The sequence below is a fragment of the Hymenobacter tenuis genome, assembly GCF_054780495.1.
In genome coordinates, this window is the sequence record NZ_BAAGWF010000001.1 from 409744 (window position 1) to 431791 (window position 22048).

Genomic DNA, 22048 nt, shown 5'->3' on the forward strand with positions numbered 1-22048 from the left:
TTTAGCGACGCGCACTTTCAATTGCCATGGCAACGAAGCGAGATTATTACGAAATACTGGGCGTAGCCAAAAACGCTTCGGGCGACGAGATTAAGAAGGCGTACCGCAAGGTGGCCATCAAATATCACCCCGATAAAAACCCCGACGACCCAAGCTCCGAAGACAAGTTCAAGGAAGCCGCGGAGGCCTACGAAGTCCTGTCGGATGAGCAGAAGCGAGCCCGTTACGACCGTTTCGGCCACCAAGGCGTGGGCGGCAACGGTGGCGGTCCGAACATGGAAGACATCTTCTCCCAGTTCGGCGACATCTTCGGGGGCGGCGGCTTCGAGGGATTCTTCGGCGGGGGCGGCCGTGGTCAGCAAGGTGGCCGGCGCGTGCGCAAAGGTTCTAACCTGCGTATCAAGCTCAAGCTCGACCTAGAGGAAATTGCAAACGGCGTTGAGAAGAAGATTAAGGTGAAGCGCTATGTAGCGTGCAACACCTGCTCGGGAACCGGCGCTAAAAATGGCACCGACCTCAAAACCTGCGGTACCTGTAACGGCCAAGGCCAGGTGAAGCGCGTGGTGCAAACTATGCTCGGCCAGATGGTAAGTGCCTCTACCTGCCCAACCTGCGAAGGCGAAGGCAAAGTGGTAACCAGCAAGTGCGATGTATGCCACGGCGAAGGCCGGCAGCTGCACGAGGAGGTTATTCCGATCAATATTCCGGCGGGCGTTGCCGAGGGCATGCAGCTGAGCATGAACGGCAAAGGCAACTTCCCGGAGCGTGGCGGCGTGCCCGGCGACCTGCTGATTCAGATTGAAGAGGAGCCGCACGAAGTGCTTAAGCGCGACGGCAACAACATCATGTTCGAGCAGTATATCTCGTTCGTGGATGCTGCGCTGGGCGCTAGCATTGAGGTGCCGACCATTGAAGGCAAAGTGAAGATTAAGGTTGACCCAGGTACCCAGCCTGGCAAAATTCTTCGTTTGCGCGGCAAAGGCATCAAGGACATCAACGGGTACGGCCGCGGCGACCAGCTGATTCATCTGAATGTTTGGACACCGAAATCCGTAACTGGTGAGGAGCGCGACTTGCTGGAAAAGCTGCGTGATTCGCGCAACTTCACCCCGAACCCCGGCAAAAATGAGAAAGGCTTCTTCGAAAAAGTGAAGGAGTATTTTCAATAGATAATTGAAGCTAGCGGAATAGTTTACTAGCCCCTTATCAGCTTTAAACCCGTTTCTCAGTTGTGAGGAGCGGGTTTTTTGCGTGTATAGGCCTAGTAGCTTGCTGCCTTTTTAGCGCCGGGGTTGGGGTATGTATATAGGCTAGTAAAAATATTTTTGCGGGAAGCTGTAATGCCAGCGCGGGGGTAGCGACCTATGTAGCAAATCTTCCCCTTATGGCATCTGTTGCTCCTTCTCCGGATTTTGTGGCCGCCCTCAACCAGTACCAGCCCCTGCTGCAGCGGGTGTGTCGCGTGTACTGCCCCGACCCCGACGACCGCCAGGATTTGTACCAGGAAATAGTGCTGCAGTTGTGGCGGGCCTGGCCCAGCTACGAGGCCAGGGCCGCCGCCAAAATCAGCACGTGGCTGTACCGCATTGCCCTGAACGTAGCTATATCCGACCTGCGCCAAAGGACCCGAAAACCGCCACCTACTCGCTTTGGAGATGCCGTGCCTGATGTAGCCACCCCGCCCGAAGGTGGCCCCGATGCAGAAGACCTAGCCCAGCTCTACCAAGCCATTGAGCGACTCTCGGATGTGGAGAAGGCCTTTGTGCTGCTCTATTTGGAAGAACGCACTTACGAGGAAATGGCCGACATCCTCGGCATCACCCAAAACAACGTGCGCGTGAAAATGCACCGCGTGCAAGACAAACTCCGTCAACTCTTAACGCAACCTGTCTAATGGAACTCGATACGTTTCGCCGCAGCTGGCAGCAGCCAGTTTCAACTGATGCTACCGCCGCTTTTGATGCTGCTACCTTGTCGCAACTACTGAAGCGTAACACCTCTGGCTCATTGGCCAACTTGGTGCGCAATGCCCGCCTGGAAATAGGGTTTACAGTGGCGCTCTTGCTGGTGACCTGTGTAGGGCTGTTTTATGCTAAGCAGGCTGCCAATCAAGCTTCTTTTATCTGGATTCTGATTCTGTGTCTGGTTAGCTTAGTGTCGTATCACCGCTATCTGTTCAATGGCATCAAAGGCCTAGGCAATGCCAGTGCTACTGTGCGCGAGAATGTGGCACAGCAAGTAGAGCGGATTCGGGATGTGATGAACCGTTCGTACCGTTCGGCGCTGTGGTCATTGCCAATATCCTTCGGTATTGGGTTTTACTTTTCTTTGACTAATGCGCTGGCTACCTATTCGGGCAAGCTGTTGCTGATGCAGCTGGCAGTGCTGGTAATTGGTTACGGGCTGGTGTGGTGGTTTACCCACTGGCTGATGGCGCGGTTTGCGCGGCAGTATTTGCAGGAGCTGTATGGCCAGCACCTCGACCGGCTGGAAGCTACGCTACGTGAGTTGGGGGAGTAAAGCGGCCGGTTGGTTGAATTGCTAGGCCACTGATATAGTAAAACCTCTACATTAGTCGTTGCCAATCAACTACACCTTTCTACCGTGCAACCCATTCTACAAGCCATCAACGTACGCAAGGCATACGCCCAGCACGTGGCCCTCGACGGCGTCAGCCTCGATATTCCGGAGCGCAGTATTTTCGGCCTGCTGGGGCCCAATGGCGCCGGCAAAACTTCACTCATTCGCATCATCACCCAAATCACTGGCGCCGACGAAGGCGAAATCAGGGTGCGGGGCGAAAAGCTGCACCCCGGCCATATTGCCCAAATTGGGTACTTGCCCGAAGAGCGCGGGTTGTACAAGAAAATGAAGGTAGGCGAGCAGCTGCTGTACCTAGCCCGCCTCAAAGGCCTTTCCCGCGCCGATGCTACCCAGCGCATCAAAAACTGGCTGGAGCGCCTCGATATCAAGGCGTGGGCCGAGAAGAATGTGGAAGACCTCTCGAAAGGCATGCAGCAGAAGGTGCAGTTTATTGCCACTGTGCTGCACGAGCCCAGCATCATCATCCTCGATGAGCCCTTCTCTGGCTTCGACCCCATCAATGCCAACCTGATTAAGGATGAAATTCTGAAGCTGCGCGAGCAGGGCGCAACCATCATCTTCAGCACGCACCGCATGGAGTCGGTGGAGGAGCTCTGCGACAACATTGCCCTGATTAACCGCAGCCGCAAGGTGCTCGATGGTTCTGTGCGCGACATCAAGGATACCTTCAAAACCCAAACCTACGTGGTGGAGGGCAAAGGCCGCCCCATGGTGCTGCACCCCGATTTTGAAGTGCTGGAACACCACGAGCGCGAAAACGGCCACTTCTACGATATCATTAAGCTACACGCCGGCACTACCTCTAACGACTTGCTGCGCTACCTCATCGGGAACGTGGAAGTGCACGCGTTCCGGGAGCTGATTCCGAGCATCAATGATATTTTCATTCGGCGGGTGCAGGAAACGATGCCCGAAAGTCTGGTAGAAGCCACCGTTTAATTCTGAGCCCTCATCATGGACAAAATCATACTCATATTTCAGCGCGAATACCTCACGCGGGTGCGCAAGAAAAGCTTCATCATCATGTCGCTGATTGGGCCGCTGCTCACGGTGGCTTTGTTTGCCGTGCCTGTGCTCATTGCCAAGATGTCGGATAGCGGCAAGGTAGTGGCCGTGGCCGATGCCGGCGGCATGTTTGCCGATAAGCTGCCCGAGGACAAGGGCGACATTCGGTTTGTGCGCACCTCGTCTGACTTGGCTACGGCCAAAGCAGAATTCCAGAAAGCCAAATACGATGCCCTGCTGTTTGTACCGAAACTGGACCTAGCCAGCCCCAGCGGAATTCAGGTGTTTTCGCGCAAAGGGCTCGGTTTGTCACTGGAGCGGGATATTAAGCGAGCCGTTGACAACGCCGTAGAAACCAAACGGTTAACCCAGGCTGGTATCGAGCGCGCCGTTCTCGACAACATGAAAGCCGATGTGGACTTGCAGACGGTTAGCTTGAGTGATGAAGGCGAGCGTAGCTCTAGCACCGGTGTGAGCACGGGCGTAGCCTACGCCTGCGGCTTCCTGATTTACATGTTCATCTTTATCTACGGCATCCAGATTATGCGCGGCGTGATGGAGGAGAAAACCAACCGCATTGTGGAGGTGGTTATTTCCTCGGTAAAGCCGTTTCAGCTGATGATGGGCAAAGTGCTGGGTATTGCAGCCGTGGGCTTCACGCAGCTGGGGCTGTGGGTGCTGCTCTCAATTGGCATCTCCTCGGCCATGGCTGGCTCCATCAGCCCCGATAAAATGGTGCAGAACCGGGTAGAGCGGGTTAATGCTGCCGCAGGGGCTAGCACCACGCAAGCCAAGGAAACCAAAGAAGAGGGCAACAAAATGATGCTGGCCTTGAAGCAAGCCGATTTGAATGTGCCCCTGCTGGTAGGTTGCTTCCTGTTCTACTTCCTTGGCGGCTACCTGTTCTACGGGGCGCTGTTCGGGGCCATCGGCTCGGCGGTGGATAGTGAAACCGATACGCAGCAGTTTATGCTACCCGTCACGATGCCGCTGGTGCTCACCTTTGTAGTGTCGCAGGCTGTCCTGACAACCAACCCCAACGGTACGGTGGCCTTCTGGATGTCCATGATTCCGTTCACCTCGCCCATTGCCATGATGATGCGTCTGCCCTTTGGTGGCGTGCCCATGTGGCAGCTGGGCCTCTCCATGCTGTTCCTGATTTTGGGCTTTATGGGCACCATCTGGCTGGCGGCCCGCATCTACCGCGTGGGCATCCTGATGTATGGCAAGAAAGTAACCTACGGCGAGCTGTCGAAGTGGATGTTTTATAAAGGCTAAGCCGTGGCGCTGGCTGTAAAATAGCCGGAGGCAGAAGTATTCTGAACAACCTGGGCCCCGGTAGCTGTTAAAAAGCAGCTGCCGGGGCTTTGTGCTTATGTTTGCCCTAGCCTTTTTCAGCCGCCTCCCTTTGCTTGTTTGTATGAAGAGAACCTACCTGCTGCTACCGCTGCTGTGCCTGCTGATGAACTTCACGATGAAAGCCGACGATAAACCCGCATACCGCCTGTTTACGAGCGCGGGCAAAGCCACTGGCTACGACAAAATGCTGAAAGAGCTGGCCGCCGCCGACGTAGTATTTTTTGGCGAGCAGCACAACGACCCTCTGGCGCACTGGCTGGAGTTGCAGGTAACCAAAGACCTAGTGCGCCTGCGGCAGGGCCAGTTGGTGCTAGGCCTGGAAATGTTTGAGCGCGACGTGCAGCCCTTAGTAGATCAGTACATTACCGGCGAGCTAGACGATAAAGCCTTCGAAGAGCAAAGCCGCCCCTGGCCCAACTACGCCACCGACTACAAGCCGCTGATGCTATTAGCCCGGCAACAGAAATTTCGGGTCGTGGGTACCAACGTGCCGCGCCGCTATGCCTCGCAGGTAGCCAAAGGCAGCCTCACGGCCCTAGACGAGCTGCCCGCCTCAGAAAAAGCCTGGCTGGTACCCTTGCCTCTGGTCGTTGATTTTGAGCTGCCCGGCTATAAAAACATGGCCAAGATGTTTGGTGGTGATGCCGCCCACGCGGCTGGGGTGCAGAACATCATTCAGGCGCAAGCCCTCAAGGATGCTACCATGGCGCACTCCCTCAACCAGGCCCGCCCCGAGGGCCACTTGCTGCTCCACCTCAATGGTGCCTACCACTCCGATAACCACGACGGCATACTAGCTTACCTGCGCCAGCAAAACCCCAAGCTGAAGGTGCTCACCATCACGACCGTCTCGCAGGAGCAGCTGAGCAAGCTGGATAAGGAGCACGCGCAAAAGGCCGACTTTGTGCTGGTAGTACCCACCGACATGACCAAAACGTATTAGCAGCTGGTCGTCATCTGCTTTACTAGCCCTCACCATGATATCAACCTTAAACCCAGGCGCCCTGCCCGACGCCGCTACCCTCCAGCGCCTCTGCCAATCCTTGGCTGCTCTCGATGCCATTAACTCCCAGGAGCTGGAATACCGCTACTACACCTACAGCCCCAACTGGGACGAACATGAGGCGCTGTTTGAAATGAGCGACGGCGAAGGCGACCAGATGTTGGTGTTATTCCGGCCCGAAGGGTGCTGCATCAACGGCTACCTAGAAGATTTTGAACAGCCCGACAAAGCGCAAGTAACACGCGGGCTGCCGGCAGCTTTTGAGGAGTTTATGCTAGGAGAGCCCGTAAACTCCATCGGAACCACCTTCTGCTTGTGGTATATGCCCGAGCACGGCTGGCAAACCGGTGTTATTGATAATGAAGATGATGGCTCGGAGGAGCTGCTGTTTATTTTCGACGGAGAGCCGGCTACCTACGCTGCCTGGGCCAACGAGTACTTCATTGACGAAACCGACCGCGACCCACTAGACGAGGCCGCCGTGGCCCGCATCTACCAGCACGAGCCCGTAACGCGGGAGCTGGTTAAAGAGCTGATTGACCCCTTAGAAGACTGGGCGCAGCTGGAAACTGACTTGCAGGGCATCGGCTACCCCTATAACTTCAGCTAATCGGCCGGGCCTGAGCCCATACCTGAAGTGCCTGCACGGCCCGGTGCCAGTCGGCAATGGCTTGCTTAATGCCGGTGCGGTTGGCGTTTGGCCGGAAGGTAGTGTCGGGTTGCGCTAGGCCCTGAATTTCCTCAAAGCTGCTCCAGAAGCCAACAGCCAGGCCCGCCAGATAGGCGGCCCCAAGGGCGGTGGTTTCGGTGATGCGCGGGCGAATGATGCACGTGTTCAGCACATCGGCCTGGAATTGCATCAGCAGGTTGTTGGTTGATGCGCCACCGTCAACGCGCAGCTCCACCACGGGCAGGCCCGAGTCGGCTTCCATGGCCCGTAGCACATCCATGGTCTGAAACGCTATGGCTTCTACGGCGGCCCGCGCCACGTGGGCCGCCGTAGTGGCTCGGCTCATGCCAAAGAGAGTGCCGCGGGCATAGGGGTTCCAGTGCGGCGCGCCCAACCCGGCAAAAGCCGGCACAAAGTACACGCCCTCGGTGCTGCTGACTTGCCGGGCCAGCTTCTCTACCTCCGCCGACGTTTTGATAATGCCCAAGTTATCGCGCAGCCACTGTACCACGGCTCCGGCCATGAAAATGCTGCCTTCCAGCGCGTACTGCACTTGCCCGTTGATTTGCCAGGCCACGGTAGTCAGCAGCTTGTTCTGGGAGGTTTTGGGCTCGGGGCCACTGTTCATCAGCAGAAAAGAGCCCGTGCCATAGGTGCATTTCACCATGCCGGGGCTGGTGCATTGCTGCCCGAACAAGGCCGCCTGCTGGTCGCCGGCAATACCTGCAATCGGGATTTTGGAGGCGAAAACGGTGGTTTTGGTTGCGCCATACACCTCGCTCGATTGCCGCACCTCGGGTAGCATGCTTCGCGGAATATCGAACAGGCCAAGCAGCTCCTCGTCCCACGCCAGCGAGTGAATGTTGAAGAGCATGGTGCGGGAGGCATTGGAAACGTCGGTGATGTGCAGCTTGCCCTGCGTGAAGTTCCAGATAAGCCAGCTATCCACGGTGCCAAAAGCCAGCTGTCCCGCCTCGGCTTTCTTGCGGGCCCCGCGCACGTTATCGAGAATCCAGCGGACTTTGCTGGCGGAAAAGTAAGCATCGAGCAGGAGCCCGGTTTTTGCCTGAATCCGTTCTTCGTGGCCTTCGGCGCGCAGTTGGTCGCAGTACTCGGCGGTGCGGCGGTCTTGCCACACAATGGCGTTGTAGACGGGCTTGCCGGTTTTGCGGTTCCAGACTACTACCGTTTCGCGCTGGTTGGTAATGCCGATGGCAGCAATGCTATTCCCGTTTTTGCCTGCCTTCACGGTAGCCTCGGCCGCCACCCCTGCCTGCGTCGACCAGATTTCCAGCGGATCGTGCTCTACCCAGCCGGGCTTCGGAAAAATCTGGGTAAACTCTTTCTGCGCCCGCGCCACCACGCGCCCTTTCTTATTGAATACAATAGCCCGGGAGCTGGTTGTGCCTTGGTCGAGAGCCAGTATGTAGTGCGCCGCCATGAAAGAGTAGGGTAGAGGTGGAGAAGTAAGTACTGATCAGCAAAAAGAAGAGGGGCTGATACTCAAGGCCGGTACGCTAAGCAGGTAGCGCATCAAGTCAGGGGACCGAAGAACCTCGCGTGCTGACGTTGCCAAAGTAAACGCAACGGTTCGAGCGAGATGCTTCGACATGCTCAGCATAAGAGTCAATTTTGGCTGCTTTACATCAGTTAACCAGCCATAGCTATTACGGTGGCCGGGTTATCCTGCAACACATAGTGCTGCGCTACTGCTGTAAAAGTCGCTACCTGCTGCTCCTGCCACTGTGGGGTTTGGCCGAGTTCTTGGGCTAGTAACGCGGCTACCGTAGGCGCCATCCGGATGGCGGCGCGGGCATCGAGGAATAGTACCCGCACCCGCCGGGCCAGCACGTCTTCTACGGTGCGGGCCATTTCGTAGCGGGCGGCCCACACTACCTCGGCCTGCACAAACTCCAGGGTTTCATCTAGTTTCTGGCCTAGGGTAGGCTGCTCCGCAATAAGCTGATGCAAGGCAGGCTGATCGGAGCCGTACACGTACAGGTGCTGGGTATAGTCGGAGGTAGGTTGGGCGCCGTGAATGGGCAGGTGTGCGGTTTGGCTGGCGGCGGGGGGTAGTCGGCCCAGGGCAATGGCCTTGTCCACGGTGTCCTCACCCATGCGACGGTAGGTGGTCCATTTGCCGCCCGTGATGGTAATCAGGCCCGAAGCCGATACCAGAATTTTGTGGCTGCGCGAAATCTCCTTCGTCTTTTCGGAGTTGCCTTGCGGAGCGGCCAGCGGCCGAAGTCCCGCGAAAACACTGAGCGCGTCGGTACGTTGGGGCGCGCGGATGAGGTAGCGGCCCGCAGTGCGCAAAATAAAGTCGATTTCTTCTTCCAGCGCCTGGGGTTCCGGGCTGTGCTGCTGGAGTGGCGTATCGGTAGTGCCGAGGACCACGCGGCCGTGCCAGGGCACCGCGAACAGCACGCGCCCGTCTTCGGTTTTGGGTATCATCAGGGCGTCATCACTGGGCAGAAACGACTTATCGAGCACAATATGCACGCCTTGGCTGGGCCGCACCAGCTTCCGGCTGCCGGGTGCATCCAGCTGCAGAATGTCATCCACGAAAACGCCGGTCGCATTCACTACCGCTTTGGCCTGAAGCTCGTAGGTTGCGCCGGTTTCCTGGTCGTTGGCTTTTACCCCCGAAACTTGGCCCTGTTCATCTTTCAGCAGCCCGGTTACTCCAACGTGATTGAGCAGCGTACCGCCGTGCTCGAGACAGGTTTGGGCCAGATTGATGGCTAGGCGCGCATCATCAAACTGCCCATCGTGGTAGAGCACGCCCCCTCGCAGGCCTTGGGGCTTGAGGTTGCCTAGGCGGCGCAGCGTTTCGGCCTTGCTCAGATGCACCGAGGCACCCAAGCTCAGCTTGCCAGCCAGCAGGTCATAGAGTTTCAGCCCGATGGTGTAGAACGGGCCACCCCACCACTCGTAGTTCGGAATGATGAAATCTTGATTTTTGACCAGATGCGGTGCATTTTTCAGCAGCAGCCCGCGCTCATACAGCGCCTCTCGTACCAGCCCCACGTCGCCCTGCGCAAGGTAGCGCACACCGCCGTGCACCAGCTTAGTGCTGCGGCTGCTAGTGCCTTTCGCGAAATCAACCTGCTCTAACAGCAAGGTTTTGTAGCCCCGACTAATGGCATCGAGTGCTACGCCCAACCCCGTGGCGCCGCCGCCAATTACAAGCATATCCCAGATGGGCTGGGTGCGCATCTGTTGCACTAGGTGTTCCCGCTGGTAATTAATTTCGGAGAGGTTCAGAGGCATAGGGAGGGTAGCAACTGTAGCTCGACGGCTCAGGGTGTGCTACAGCATCAACGTATTGCGCCGGAAATGGATAATTTCAGCCGCGCGCTGCCCAAAAAAGCCTGTTTATATAACGCCATTTGCCCATGATATTTCGCGAGGCCCTGGAGGCCGACATTCCGCAGCTCTCTACGGTGCGCCTTTCAGTACAGGAAAATCGCCTTTCTAATCCGGCCCTGGTCACGCATCAGCATTACGTGGACTACCTTACCCAGCGCGGGAAAGGCTGGGCGTGCGAAGTAGACGGCAGAATAGTTGGCTTTGGCATTGCTGACTTACTGGGCCACAGCATTTGGGCGCTTTTCGTGCTGCCAGAGTTTGCCGGCCTAGGCATAGGCAAAGAGCTGCACCGCCTCATGCTAGGGTGGTATTTCGCCCAAACCACCGAACCCATCTGGCTCAGTACGTCCCCTGGTACCCGCGCCGAAGAGTTTTATCGCCGCCAAGGCTGGCAGGATACGGGCCGGACCACCAGCGGCGAGGTGCGGTTTGAAATGACGGTGGGGGAGTGGGATGGTAGAACTACGATCTACCCCATTATTTAAAATCCTACTCATGCGCCTCAATACTTATGCCGCGATACTTGCTTATGCTTTCGTTTTACTTAGTCAGCTAGCGTGGACGCAAAAGGTCCAATCCAGTTTTACGGTAGTACCGCTCGGTGTAAAAGGTGGCCTGCAGGAAAGCAATCTTTCGGCCTACTTGGTAGCACCAACTGGCTCAACGTCCTACGTGTGTTTGGATGCCGGAACGGTGTATAGTGGCGTCGAAAAAGCCATTAGCAATAAGGTGTTTGCTGCTCCGGCCGGTGAGGTAGTACGCAATCAGATTAAAGCCTACCTTATTTCCCATGCCCACCTCGACCACGTAGCCGGCCTGCTCCTGAGTGCCCCCGACGATGCGCCGAAAAGCATCTATGGCCTACAAAACTGCCTCACTACCATCCAGAACGACTATTTCAATTGGCGGGCCTGGCCTAACTTCGGGGATGGTGGCAACGCACCGACTCTGAAGAAGTACCAACTGCGCGAGCTAGTGCCCCAGCAGGAAACGGCCATTGAAAACACGGCCATGAGCGTGCAGGCGTTCGCGCTAAGTCATGGCAAGCCCTACCAAAGCGCGGCGTTTCTGGTGCGTAGCGGCAGCAGCTACCTGCTTTACCTCGGCGACACCGGCGCTGACGCGGTGGAACAAAGTCAGAATTTGCGCGCGGTGTGGCAGGCCGTGCAGTCCTTGGTAAAAGCCCATCAGCTCAAGGCTATCTTCATTGAGGCTTCTTACCCCAACACGCAGCCAGAGAAGCAGCTATTCGGTCACCTCACGCCGGCGCTACTGATGCAGGAAATGGCGGCACTAGGCCAGTTGACCGGCCCAACCGCTTTGCGCGGCCTGCCAGTGGTTATCACGCATGGTAAGCCCGGCAACGAAGCTGCCATCAGAAAGCAGTTGACTGAAGTCAATAAGCTACAGTTGAAACTGGTGTTTCCAGAACAGGGGCGTCGGCTGGAATTTTAAAAGGTGTTATCTACTAGCTTAGCCACATGCTTCACTCCCCTCTGCGCACATCGTTTCTAGGCCAGGCTATGCTGTTTATTCTGGCGTTGCTGGTATTTTCCACTGCTCAGGCGCAAACTCAGCCGCCCAAGCGTGAGCCGTTCGTGCTAGGCCACATCGACCGCATTAAGTCGGTACAGCTGAATGAGGAGCGAGTGCTCAATATCTACCTGCCCGACGGGTACGACGCCGACCCCAAGGTGAAGTACCCCGTAATTTACTTACTGGATGGTTCTGCGGATGAAGACTTCATCCATATAGTAGGCCTAGTGCAGTACCTGACGTTCCCCTGGATTGATGTGCTGCCCAAGTCCATTGTAGTGGGTATTGCCACCGTGGATAGAAGGCGCGATTTTACCTTCCCAACCCACAATGCTAAGGATCTAAAGGACTACCCGACGACGGGTAAGTCGGCGGCTTTTATGCGCTTTCTTGAGAAAGACTTACAGCCTTACGTAGAGAGGACATACCGCACCAATGGGCAAAAAGCACTCATAGGTCAGTCGTTGGGAGGCTTGTTTGCTATGGAGGTGCTGCTGAAAAAGCCCACGTTGTTTAATACTTACGTTATTGCCAGCCCTAGCCTGTGGTGGGATGATGAATCTTTGGTAGCTCAAGCCCCCAGCTTACTGAAGCAGGCCTCAACGGCTGCGCCCGCCAACGTGTTCGTGGCCCTCGGCAACGAAGGCCCGGAAATGAAGAAAGCAACGGAAGCTATGGTGGCTACGCTGCGCGCTACGCCTGCCAGAGTCGGCCGCATTGAGTACGTCCCCTTTCCGGAAGAAACGCACGCCACTATTCTACACCGAGCCGTGTATAAAGCACTAGAGACGCTGTATAAGAAGGCGAAATGATACACTATTATTTGGGTGGATATTTTATCTAACCATCAGGTAAGGCTAGGGCCCTCGTGCATCATGCTTCGGAATCAGTAGATTGGGTGCGTTATCCATCTACTAGGTATTTCGCCCGATGAGAAATTCTATAACCTTGGTTTGCGGGGCTATCCTGCTGCTTGCCTCTAATTCCTCTATTGCTCCCAAAGAATGGGAACCCCTGCTCGATAAAAAACTGAGTAAGTGGCAGACCTTCCAGAGCTACCACCATCAGGTGGGCTACCGGGGCCAGCAGCCTACCGATGCGCAGGGCCAGCCGTTAGCACCAATTGGCTACGGTAAGAATGAGGCAAATGTCTTCTCTGTGGTGATGCAGGAAGGTGAGCAGGTGCTGCGCATCAGCGGCGAAATTTACGGCTGCGTGTTCACCAAGCAGGATTTCCGTAATTATCACCTGAAGCTGATGGTAAAGTGGGGTGCTAAAAAGTGGGTGCCCCGGCTAGATGAGCCTCTGGATAGCGGCATTCTGTACAACAGCCAGGGCGAATGCGGTGTGGACTACTGGCGTAGCTGGATGCTCAGCCAGGAGTTTCAAGTGTCGGAGGGGCTACGCGGTAATGCCATGGGTGACTTCTGGTGCATCGCTAACTCTACGGCCGATATCAGAGCGGCTTACAACAAAACCAACAACACACTTCGCTATAACCCAGCCGCTACTCCAGTAACTATGGGCCGCGGCGGCCCGGGGTTCTGCCAGGCTGCCGCCAACTACGAAGTGCCGAATGGCCAATGGAATGAACTGGAACTCATTAACGTAAACGGGCAGAGCGTGCACATCGTCAATGGTCACGTTGTGCTGGCTGTTAACAACTCTGGCACCGTTGTCAATGGCCAGCGTCAGCCGCTTACGTACGGCAAGATCCAATTACAAAGCGAGGCCGCCGAAGTGTTTTACAAAAACATCTTGATCAAACCTCTGGATGCCATGCCAGCCCAGTACGCCAAGTACTTCAATTAACAGCACATAGCAGGTCAGCAACAAAAATCCCCGGCTGTTACAGCCGGGGATTTTTGTTGCTGACCTGCCTAGGCCACTACTGACCCGGCGAGTACGTGCGCTTGGCGTGTTTCTTCACGTCTTCGGGGTAGAAGAGTACGTCCTTGAAGTTCTCCTCAACATATAGGCCCGCCTGATCGGTGAAATGGGGGGAGGAGGGTTGGTTGTTGTTGCCGCCAGCGAGCACCGAGCGGGCTTTGATGCGCGGGCCAAACTCTACTACTGCAATAAAGCTGTTGCCCACGTCGCCATAGCGCTTCTTGGTGCCAGGGCGGGTTTTGGAGCCGAAGGCAGCTAGTGAGCCCCAGGCAGAGGAAGCGAAGGCCACCGGTAAGCTGGGTTTCTGATCGTCGTAGGTTTCCTCAATGTTGCCGGTAAGGCGCTGAAAGCGGTTCACCTCGCCCCAGGGCTGCTTCCAGGTGCCGAAGTCGCGGGTTAATTCCTCAAGGGTTTCCTGAAGGGCGGCTACCTTTTCCGGAGGCGTAGTTTTAGCAATAGTAAATTTAGTGAGGCTGATATAGTCGAGGGGCTGATTAGCGGTGGCGCGGGTGCGGCCCAGACGTAGGATTTTCTCGCCCCAATAAATGGCGAGGGTTTGCGCTATCGAGGATTTGCTGTAGCGCTTGTCCCAGCCCTGCAACAGCTTCATGGCTTCTACCACGTCGCCTTCTGGTGGGTTGGAGCTATCCATCACAAACTGAAAATCCTTAGCTAGCGCCGGAATCAGCTCCTCAAACCCGGCCAGATAAGGGTCTTTGGCGGCGGCTATCAGGGTATCGAGGGTGAAGACTTTCTTGCGGCTGAGCACCCGCACGGCATTGATGCCGCGGTAGTTTTCCGCATCAGGAGCCATATAAGCCGGGTACTTTGCTTTGGTGGGGCTACTAGGGCCAGAAGCGGTAAAAGGTGTAGCATTACAGTTTTGGATCCAGCCGCTGGCTGGGTTTACTACTTGCACTAGGTCTTCGGGTTTGTGTAAGCCCTGCCACTCGGTTTTGGGGTTGCTGCCATCTACCGGCTGGCTCCAGTCAAACTGCGGATCACGTTTAGGCATGAAGTTGCCGTGCCAGTAGGCAATGGTACCTTTGCTATCGGCAAAAACGGTGTTGTTGGACGCATTGCCATTGAGCTTCATCGTTTCCCGGAAGCTAGCGTAGTCGGTAGCTTTGGTGCGCAGGTAGGACTGCTCCAGCGCCTCCAGTGGCGTATCCATCATGCGTACCGTCACCCACTTAGTATCAGCCTGCTGGCCTACCACGGGGCCGTGGTGCGTGCGATAGGTAGTAAACTCCTTGCGCAAGATTTTGCCGTCTTGCTTGTAGGGAATAGAGAGGGTAGTCGTCTGGATGGGGCGTAGCTTTGAGCCGTAGCGATAGTAGTACTTGCCGTCTTTCTTCTCCACCGTTTCCAGGTACTCATCCATGGAGTCGGCTTGGCTGGAGGTGTGCATCCAGCCGCAGTGCTCGTTAAAGCCCTGGTACACAAAAAACTGCCCCCACGTCACGGCGCCATATGCATTCAGTCCGGCTTGGCTGCTCACTTGCACCTCGGGCCGGAAGTAGAACGACGTATGCGGATTGATAAGGAGCAGGGCATGGCCGCTGGCACTTTTGGCGGGGGCAATGGCAAACCCATTGGACCCGACGGGCTCCCGCTCGGCCTTCTCAAAATCGGGGCGCTGCCAGGAAGTAGATTTACGGTTGGCGTAGAAGTTTTTGAGGCGCTCTAGCGGCACTACACTGATGTTGCCGCCAATGCTGCCTTCGCTAAACATCAGCGGCATCCAGGGCTGGAAGCGGCGCAGCAGTCGCGGCTGCACTTTGGGGTGAGTATAGAGGTAGTAATTGGTGCCGTCGGCGAAGGCGTTGAGCAGTTGCTTCATCCAGGCCGGGCTTTTCTGGTAGATGCTGATGGCCTGGGTGCTATCCATGAACAAGCGGGCCCGCAAATCGTGGTAAATGGCTGATTCGCCTTCTACTTCCGCTAGGCGGCCTATGGCATCCAGGTAGTTGGTTTCCACCCTCGGAAAATCGTCTTCACACTGGGCATAGAGCAGGCCAAATACCGCATCGGCATCGGTTTTGCCTTGTACGTGCGGCACGCCCCAGGTGTCGCGGGTGATGGTTACTTGCTTGGCTTGCTGCTGCCAGCGGGCAATTTCAGCAGGAGTAAACGCTTGTGCTTGGGCCGCAGTAGCAGCTAGTACAAGGCCTAGAGGAAGAAAACAACGCATCAGGCAAGGAAAATAAATGGACAGCGCGCCACAGGCGTGGCCGGAACGCTAACTTACTGCCAATATCCTCTATCCCGCGCACACCACAAACAGCCTGGAGGTGGTAAGCGGGTAGCTAACAGCATACCCAGATAAGCAAAAGCAACCCAAAAGCCAGAACCACACCAGTGGTTAGCGGATTTTACTAGGTCTTACTATCACACAAACCGCCTCAGAGCGCCACCATGTCCCAACTGTTTCGCGTAACCTTCTGCGACCCATTCGATCCGGATATTCTGGAGCTTGGTGAAATGGACCAGGAACAGATTCGCGCTTTTTTAGACACGATTCCCTGGGCCGACTTGCTGCGGAAAATGGAAACCCGGCCGGCAAGTGAAATACACTTTTCGCCTTCTTTGGAGGTCGAAAATCAGCAGAAGCACGGAATTTCCATCTCAGTTGCTGGTAAGCCCGACGACTACGAATTCTTACTGTTCTACCAACGGCCTAAGTTAAAAAAGTACTTTTTTGGCTTATTTTCACTTGATTGGAAGCAGTACTTATCAGACATATCCGGGCAAACCCGACAGGATGCCGAGGATTGCCTGGAAGCTCTACTAGCTGGCGATTTAGCCTATCTTGACCGGAGAATCCGGTAAACAAAAAGTCCCGGCTGCTAGGCCAGGACTTTCGGTCAAGTGGTTTGCCTCCCCGTAGCAGGGTAGGTGGCAGCGCTCTACGATGAGAACGAAGAGCCGCAGCCGCAGGTGCTTTTTGCCTGGGGGTTGTTGAACACAAAGCCGCGGGCGTTAAGGCCGTCCTGGAAGTCAACTTCCATTCCGAGCACATACATGGCGTGTTTCTTATCCATGATGAGGGTTACGCCATCCAGGTCGAAGGTTTCGTCCTGGTCTTTGGGTTTATCGAAGCCGAGCAGGTAGCTCATGCCGGAGCAGCCCCCGCCCTGCACACCAACGCGCAGGCCGTATTCGCCGGGCACGTTTTTCTCGGTGAGAATATTTCGAACCTCCGCCAGCGCGCGGGAAGTGAGGCTGATGGGAGCAAGTTTCGTGGAGACGGCCGTTGCCATAGTATGTTCGTCTTAAGAGAAGTAAGGCTGCAAATATACGAAGCCCGCGGCAGTCGCCTTACTTTCCCACCTAAGGGATAGGCACTACACGTAACACAAGCTTCGTTTCGGGGTATAACACGAAGCGTAGGCCCTCGGTTCACCTATATTTGCAAAGCCTTGCGTAGCTCCAGCCGCGCGCTTTTTCTCGGTTGTCATCTTATGGTAAGCGCCAAGCTGGAGTTGTGCGCTACCCCCGCACGGCCACTCTAGCCCCATGGATTCTACTTCCTACCTCTTCGATCTGCTCAAGATTATTCTGCCGTCCCTGATTGTGGCTGGGGCTATCTACTTTCTGTTTCAGCAGTTTTTGGAGAAAGAACAACAACGCCGCCTGATTGAGATGCGGATGGAGGCGAGCAAAACCACGCTGCCCTTGCGTTTACAGGCCCTGGAGCGCGTAACCTTGCTGCTGGAGCGCATTTCGCCCAATAACCTGCTGGTGCGTGTAAGCAGCGCCGGCCTGCCTGCCTCTGACTATCACCGCCTGCTCTTGCAGGAAGTGCGTGCCGAGGTCGAGCACAACCTCAGCCAGCAATTATATATGCAGCCCGAAACTTGGGCTGCCGTAAAGCAAGCTCAGGAAAGCGTGGTAAACCTAATCAGCTCGCAGTTTCGCAGCCTGCCCAACCCACAGGAAGCCCGCGGCCCCGAGCTAGCCCGTCGTATTCTGGAAAGCCTCATGGCCGACCAGGCTGACCCCACAGCAGGCGCCCTGCTTGCTGTAAAGCGTGAAGCGGTAGCTATGTTCTAGGTCATCGAAACGCACTAACCCTACAAGCGAATCCCACTGGCCGTCAGAGTAATTGCTCTGACGGCCAGTGGGATTCGCTTGTTTTGCAGTACTTGGGGGCTATACGGCAGCTAGTGTGGCATTGATAGCGCGCTGGTAGCAGGCCTCGTACAGCGGCACAATTTTATCTACGTCAAAGGTTTCGGCGTGGGCGCGGGCAGCTGCCTTAAAGCGGGGCAGGTTGTCGTCCTGCAACACATACAGGGCATTTTTTACCATGTCCTCTACGTCGCCGATGTTGCTGACCATGCCCGTGATGCCGTGCTCGTTCAACTCCGGGATACCGCCGGCGTTCGTGCTGATAACCGGAACCTCACAGGCCATGGCTTCCAGCGCCGCCAAGCCAAAGCTTTCCTTTTCCGACGGCATCAGAAACAGATCAGCAACGCTGAGTACTTCCTCTACCGCCTCCAACTTGCCCAGGAAGCGGACGTCGTTGCTGAGCAGGCCCAGGTCGCGGCAGATTTTCTCGATGCGGGGCCGGTCGGGCCCATCGCCGACCAGCAGCAACTTAGCGGGCATCTGTTTGCGCACGCCATCAAAAATGTGCACTACGTCTTCTACCCGCTTCACGGAGCGGAAGTTAGAGGTATGCACCAGCAGCTTTTCGCCTTCCGGCGCAATGGCCGCCTTAAAGTGACCCTTGTTCAGCTTCTGGAAGCGGGCGAGGTTAATGAAGTTAGGAATCACTTCAATGTCCTTCTCGATGGCGAAGTACTCGTAGGTTTCGCGGCGCAAATCAGCCGATACCGACGTAACTCCATCCGATTGGTTGATGCTGAACGTCACGACGGGCTCGTAGCTAGCATCTTTGCCCACCAGTGTAATATCGGTGCCGTGTAGGGTAGTGACCACCGGAATGCGAATGCCACGCGTGAGCAGAATCTGCTTGGCCATGTAGGCAGCTGAGGCATGCGGAATGGCGTAGTGCACATGCAGTACATCCAGCTTCTCATTCTGCACAATGTCTACCATTTTACTAGCCAGCGCCAGCTCATAAGGCGGGAACTGAAACAGCGGATACGGCGGAATGTACACCTCGTGGTAAAACAGATTCTCGTTAAAGAAATCGAGGCGAACGGGTTGGCTGTAGGTGATAAAGTGTACCCGATGGCCTTTCAGGGCCAGGGCCTTGCCCAGCTCAGTAGCCACGACGCCCGAGCCGCCGAAAGTAGGGTAACAAACAATGCCGATATTCATGAGAAGCTTTTGCTGGCCCCGTTCTGGTTAAAGAGCGGGTGAGGGGTAGGGAGGTAAAAAACGGATGGGCAGGCCTGGATAGCTAGCCTGCAACGGACACCGCTACAGCAGAACTGTTGCGGCGGAGTAGTCAGGGTAATGTAAAATTCTTGTCAGGAGGCAGAGGAATTTGGTTGGAGCTACAAAAAACTGGCGGCAAGACAACCCATTCGGATGTCTTGCCGCCAGTGCGTTTCAAGAGGCTAGTAAAGTCGGACAACAAATCATGTTTTCTGCAACGACTTGTAAATCACGTCGTGAATACGAGTGCGGATATTGTACTGACGCAGCTTGTTGTTGCCCGCGTCAGGATACACTCGGTTAGAAAGAAAGATGTAAAGGATTTTGTTTTCGGGGTCCATCCAGACGCAGGTTCCGGTAAAGCCCGTGTGACCAAACGTGGTGGCCGGCGAGAGGTTGCTGGTGGGGCCTTCAGGTTTACTAGGGTCTCCCCGGTCCCAACCCAGTGCGTGCCGGTTGCCGGCTACGGTGGCCCTAGCAAACTCCGTAACCACTGGGGTTTGGAAGAAGCGCTGCCCGCCGTAGCGGCCGTTCTGCATATTCATCTGCATAAGCACGGCCAAGTCGTTGGCGTTTGAGAACAGACCCGCGTGCCCACCTACGCCCCCAACCATGGCAGCCGTTTGGTCGTGCACGGTACCCTGCAGCAAAGCACGGCGGAAATACGTGTCGTTTTCAGTAGGCGCAATGCACGACTTCGGGAATTTCTCCAGCGGGTTGTACGTCATCGTGCCTAGGCCCAGCGGCTGATAGAAGGTCTTCTGCAAGAACTGGTCGAGGGGCTGCTGCAGTACCTTCTCGGCTACCCGCTTCAAGATAATAAAGCTTAGGTCGGAATACTCAACCGGATATTTGCCTTTCACTTTGGGGAGCAAACCAGAGCGTTGCACCCATGTCCAGACAGAGTCTTCGGTGGTACGCAGACTGTACATCTCCGGGGTCACCTCCCGCGAGAACTCCGCCGACTCGGTGCTGGCGTAAAACGTAGGCTTTGGGCCCGATTTCGTGATGGTGCGCTCCCAGGTAGGGATGCCGGCCTTAAGGCCCGCCTGGTGCATCAGCACCTCGCGCACCGTCATGTCGCGCTTGTTGGTGTTTTTTAGCTCGGGCAGGTAAGCCGCTACTTTGTCGTCAATGTTGAGTTTTCCCTGGTCTTTCAGGTACATAATAGCCTGCAGGGTGCCGGCTACCTTCGTTACAGAGGCCAGGTCATATAAGGTGCTGCTGTTGATAGGCTGCGACTTATCGTAGGTGCAGTAACCGTAGCTTTTGTCGAAGACCACCATGCCATCCTTGGCCACCAGCACCTGGCAGCCCGGGGCCGCGGCATACGCCACCGACTCTAATGCTACGTTATCGATCTGGGCTAGCACACGCGAGTCGAAGCCAGCAGCTTCGGGCGTGCCGTAACGTAGGCGTTTGAAATCTGGCGTGGGCAAACCCATTCCAGCCTTCAGGGTTTCAGACACCGTTACGGGTAAGCGGCCTTTGGCAGGCAACGCGCCAAACAGTACCTGCGGCACCACCAACTGAGCCGGGTAATTGTCTTCGTAGCCGCACACCAAGTTGCGCTGGCTTTCCAGAAACTTCAAAGCGTAGGCGTTGCCAAAGGCCACAACCACCGTTTTAATGTTTTTATTGGCCTGCAGCTCTTTCAGAAACTTGAGGGCCCCTTCGCCAATCCCGTAGTTATGGGTAGGCGTGTTGTTCATGTTGTGCAGGCTCACCACCACCACGTTGTAGGGCGAGAGGCGGCCGCTGATGCGGGCAAACGTTGAGTCAACGGCATAGCGGTTTGGTACCGCATACACCGGGCCGCTCTGATACTTGCCCATGATTTCCTTATACGTCGGCGCATCAGAGCCAATAGTAACGGACGCAATGCGCAAGGTATCAAGGCGTAGGAATGGAATCAGGTCGTCTTCGTTTTTGACCACGGTGGTGGCATGCTCATAAATCTGTTGCTGCACCAGGCGGCTCAGGGGCCGGTTCAGGTTGGTCATCAAATTCGGAACATCAATTGGCTGAAGACGCGTCAGTCCGGCCCAGTATTTGGCGCGCAGCATTTTGCGTACCCGCAGGTCGATATCTGTCTGGTCAATTTTACCGGCTGCCACGGCCTCCTTTATTTTCTGGATGGCCATAGGCACATCTTCCGAGAACAGCAGCACATCGTTGCCAGCAGCCAATGCCAATGCATCCAGTTCGCCGGGTTTGTAGAGGTCGGCAACGCTCTTCATGTTAAGCGCATCCGTAAACACGAGGCCGCGGTACGCCATTTTCTCTTTCAGCAGGCCCGTTACCAGGTTTTTGGAAATGGTAGCTGAAAGGCTGCGTACGGTATCGAGCAAGGGCATGTAGAGGTGGCCCACCATTACGCCCATTACGCCTTGCTCAAAGGCTTTCTGGAATGGATATAGGTCCACGTTGGTAAGCCGAGCCATGTCGGAGTTGATAACCGGCAGGGCCACGTGCGAGTCTACGTCGGTGTCACCATGACCCGGGAAGTGCTTTACTACGGCCATCACGCCGTGGTCTTGCAGGCCCCGGATGTAGCTAATGCCGCGCTTGGCTACTTGCTCTTTGTTCTCACCGAATGAGCGGTTGCCGATAACCGGGTTGCTCGGGTTAGAGTTGACGTCGATGACGGGCGAAAAGCTCACGTGCACCCCCAGCGTCTTCATCTTCAGGGCGATTTCGCGCCCCATCTGGTACACGTACTGGTCGTCGTCCATGGCGCCTAGGGTCATACCTTTGGCAAAGTGCATGGACGAATCTAGGCGCATATCCAGGCCCCATTCGGCATCCATGGCCACCAGCAGGGGTACCTTGGCGGCGGCTTGGTAGCGGTTAGTGAGGTTGGCCTGCCGGCGCGGACCACCCTGCAGGAACATCAGCCCCCCAATGTTATAATTCTTGATCAGGAACTCCGTGTACTGGACGTGTTTGCGGTCCTTGTTGGAGTAAGCGGCCACCATAAAGAGCTGGCCCAGCCGCTGGTCAGGCGTAAGCGAGTTAAACACGCTGTCAACCCAGTTCTGCTCGGCGGCCGTCATAGGGCGCACACCTTCCTCTTCGCGCGGGGCCGACGAGGAAATGAGCAGACCCGTAATGGCCAGTACTAGCAGGAAGAGTCCAATCCGAAAGTCTTTGAGCATCGGCTCCGGTGGTTCGCGCTGAGGTGAAGGTTAGATAAAAGGCGAGTCGAAAAGCCCTACTTTTGCCTCTCCAAAAAGGGTGCCGGGTAGTGCCTC

19 protein-coding genes are annotated in these 22048 nt (G+C 56.0%); 13 read left to right on the forward strand and 6 right to left on the reverse strand.

Annotated elements, in window-relative coordinates:
* Positions 1-26: 26 nt before the first annotated feature.
* The 7 genes from dnaJ (at position 27) to ACYVGU_RS01840 (ending at position 6581) form a co-directional block, all read left to right on the forward strand.
* A complete protein-coding gene (gene dnaJ, locus ACYVGU_RS01810; protein WP_460620662.1) occupies positions 27-1169 on the forward strand; it encodes a molecular chaperone DnaJ in 1143 nt (380 codons plus the stop codon).
* A gap of 215 nt (positions 1170-1384) precedes the next feature.
* Positions 1385-1894 carry an RNA polymerase sigma factor gene (locus ACYVGU_RS01815; RefSeq protein ID WP_460620663.1) on the forward strand — a complete coding sequence of 170 codons (510 nt, stop codon included), beginning with the start codon at positions 1385-1387 and terminating at the stop codon, positions 1892-1894.
* A complete protein-coding gene (locus ACYVGU_RS01820) occupies positions 1894-2520 on the forward strand; it encodes a hypothetical protein (RefSeq protein WP_460620664.1) in 627 nt (208 codons plus the stop codon). Before ACYVGU_RS01815 ends, ACYVGU_RS01820 begins: the two co-directional genes overlap by 1 nt.
* 84 nt (positions 2521-2604) lie before the next feature.
* Positions 2605-3543: an ABC transporter ATP-binding protein gene (locus ACYVGU_RS01825; protein WP_460620665.1), complete on the forward strand. Its 939-nt coding sequence runs from the start codon at positions 2605-2607 to the stop codon at positions 3541-3543.
* A gap of 15 nt (positions 3544-3558) precedes the next feature.
* A complete protein-coding gene (locus tag ACYVGU_RS01830; protein WP_460620666.1) occupies positions 3559-4887 on the forward strand; it encodes an ABC transporter permease in 1329 nt (442 codons plus the stop codon).
* Positions 4888-5029: 142 nt separating this feature from the next.
* Positions 5030-5911, forward strand: a complete 882-nt coding sequence (locus ACYVGU_RS01835) for a ChaN family lipoprotein (protein ID WP_460620667.1) — start codon at positions 5030-5032, stop codon at positions 5909-5911.
* Positions 5912-5945: 34 nt separating this feature from the next.
* The gene (locus tag ACYVGU_RS01840) at positions 5946-6581 is read left to right on the forward strand and encodes a hypothetical protein (protein WP_460620668.1); all 636 of its coding nucleotides are present in this window, start codon (positions 5946-5948) and stop codon (positions 6579-6581) included.
* Here the strand turns inward: ACYVGU_RS01840 and glpK are convergent.
* The gene (glpK, locus tag ACYVGU_RS01845) at positions 6574-8082 is read right to left on the reverse strand and encodes an FGGY family carbohydrate kinase (RefSeq protein ID WP_460620669.1); all 1509 of its coding nucleotides are present in this window, start codon (positions 8080-8082) and stop codon (positions 6574-6576) included. The two genes, ACYVGU_RS01840 and glpK, sit on opposite strands and share 8 nt — an antisense overlap.
* A gap of 209 nt (positions 8083-8291) precedes the next feature.
* On the reverse strand, positions 8292-9914 hold the full coding sequence (locus ACYVGU_RS01850; protein WP_460620670.1) for a glycerol-3-phosphate dehydrogenase/oxidase: 1623 nt from the start codon (positions 9912-9914) through the stop codon (positions 8292-8294).
* A 125-nt stretch (positions 9915-10039) separates the two neighbouring features.
* Here ACYVGU_RS01850 and ACYVGU_RS01855 point away from each other — a divergent pair, with 125 nt between their 5' ends.
* From ACYVGU_RS01855 to ACYVGU_RS01870, 4 genes are all read left to right on the forward strand, one after another.
* Positions 10040-10498: a GNAT family N-acetyltransferase gene (locus ACYVGU_RS01855; protein WP_460620671.1), complete on the forward strand. Its 459-nt coding sequence runs from the start codon at positions 10040-10042 to the stop codon at positions 10496-10498.
* A 10-nt stretch (positions 10499-10508) separates the two neighbouring features.
* Entirely contained in the window at positions 10509-11468 is a 960-nt protein-coding gene (locus ACYVGU_RS01860; protein WP_460620672.1) for an MBL fold metallo-hydrolase, read from the forward strand.
* Between the two features lie 26 nt (positions 11469-11494).
* Positions 11495-12361 (forward strand): alpha/beta hydrolase, encoded by an 867-nt coding sequence (locus tag ACYVGU_RS01865; protein ID WP_460620673.1) that lies wholly within the window; start codon positions 11495-11497, stop codon positions 12359-12361.
* Between the two features lie 118 nt (positions 12362-12479).
* Positions 12480-13361, forward strand: a complete 882-nt coding sequence (locus ACYVGU_RS01870) for a 3-keto-disaccharide hydrolase (RefSeq protein ID WP_460620674.1) — start codon at positions 12480-12482, stop codon at positions 13359-13361.
* Positions 13362-13437: 76 nt separating this feature from the next.
* Here the strand turns inward: ACYVGU_RS01870 and ACYVGU_RS01875 are convergent, their stop codons facing one another.
* A complete protein-coding gene (locus tag ACYVGU_RS01875) occupies positions 13438-15633 on the reverse strand; it encodes an Ntn hydrolase family protein (protein ID WP_460620675.1) in 2196 nt (731 codons plus the stop codon).
* Between the two features lie 224 nt (positions 15634-15857).
* Here ACYVGU_RS01875 and ACYVGU_RS01880 point away from each other — a divergent pair, with 224 nt between their 5' ends.
* Entirely contained in the window at positions 15858-16271 is a 414-nt protein-coding gene (locus ACYVGU_RS01880; protein ID WP_460620676.1) for a hypothetical protein, read from the forward strand.
* Positions 16272-16348: 77 nt separating this feature from the next.
* Here ACYVGU_RS01880 and ACYVGU_RS01885 read toward each other — a convergent pair whose 3' ends face one another.
* Positions 16349-16702 carry a HesB/IscA family protein gene (locus ACYVGU_RS01885; protein ID WP_460612754.1) on the reverse strand — a complete coding sequence of 118 codons (354 nt, stop codon included), beginning with the start codon at positions 16700-16702 and terminating at the stop codon, positions 16349-16351.
* A 256-nt stretch (positions 16703-16958) separates the two neighbouring features.
* Here ACYVGU_RS01885 and ACYVGU_RS01890 point away from each other — a divergent pair, with 256 nt between their 5' ends.
* Entirely contained in the window at positions 16959-17495 is a 537-nt protein-coding gene (locus ACYVGU_RS01890; protein WP_460612753.1) for a DUF7935 family protein, read from the forward strand.
* 99 nt (positions 17496-17594) lie between these two features.
* On the opposite strand, the gene bshA is transcribed toward ACYVGU_RS01890, so the two are convergent.
* Together bshA and ACYVGU_RS01900 are read right to left on the reverse strand one after the other, a co-directional pair.
* Positions 17595-18734 (reverse strand): N-acetyl-alpha-D-glucosaminyl L-malate synthase BshA, encoded by a 1140-nt coding sequence (bshA, locus tag ACYVGU_RS01895; protein WP_460612752.1) that lies wholly within the window; start codon positions 18732-18734, stop codon positions 17595-17597.
* Between the two features lie 263 nt (positions 18735-18997).
* Positions 18998-21952, reverse strand: a complete 2955-nt coding sequence (locus tag ACYVGU_RS01900) for a glycoside hydrolase family 3 N-terminal domain-containing protein (RefSeq protein WP_460620677.1) — start codon at positions 21950-21952, stop codon at positions 18998-19000.
* Positions 21953-22048: the final 96 nt, after the last annotated feature.